We start from the raw sequence: 775 nt of genomic DNA on the forward strand, positions 1-775 counted from the left end.
GATAGAGAAGTTGCCCTGCGGGCCTGGTTGTGATGGCTGGGTCGTGGGAGCATCCGATCCTTGAGAACTCAACAGCGTGCACTTGTCAAATGCCAAATTATCCTCGTCTAGCTTCGGCTGGGTGAGAATTCCTTTGGATCAAAGACCAACCTCCTTTGTGGGGTTGGCAACGGATAGTCAGCAATGATTTATCTCTTTGGTCAGCATCAAACTCGCTGCGTTCCGGTTTTTCCCCGGTTCGTATGCACTTTCTTTTTACGGAGAGTTTGATCCTGGCTCAGGATGAACGCTGGCGGCGTGCTTAACACATGCAAGTCGAACGGTGAACACGGAGCTTGCTCTGTGGGATCAGTGGCGAACGGGTGAGTAACACGTGAGCAACCTGCCCCTGACTCTGGGATAAGCGCTGGAAACGGCGTCTAATACTGGATATGTGACGTGACCGCATGGTCTGCGTTTGGAAAGATTTTTCGGTTGGGGATGGGCTCGCGGCCTATCAGCTTGTTGGTGAGGTAATGGCTCACCAAGGCGTCGACGGGTAGCCGGCCTGAGAGGGTGACCGGCCACACTGGGACTGAGACACGGCCCAGACTCCTACGGGAGGCAGCAGTGGGGAATATTGCACAATGGGCGAAAGCCTGATGCAGCAACGCCGCGTGAGGGATGACGGCCTTCGGGTTGTAAACCTCTTTTAGCAGGGAAGAAGCGAAAGTGACGGTACCTGCAGAAAAAGCGCCGGCTAACTACGTGCCAGCAGCCGCGGTAATACGTAGGG

General features: G+C 55.0%; 1 rRNA gene. It reads left to right on the top strand.

What is annotated here, in order from left to right:
• Nucleotides 1–254: 254 nt before the first annotated feature.
• A 16S ribosomal RNA gene (locus BK819_RS16230) occupies nucleotides 255–775 on the top strand; the annotation flags it as partial.

Origin of the sequence: Microbacterium sp. LCT-H2, from assembly GCF_001866135.1 — a bacterium.
In the GTDB taxonomy this organism is placed as follows: domain Bacteria; phylum Actinomycetota; class Actinomycetes; order Actinomycetales; family Microbacteriaceae; genus Microbacterium.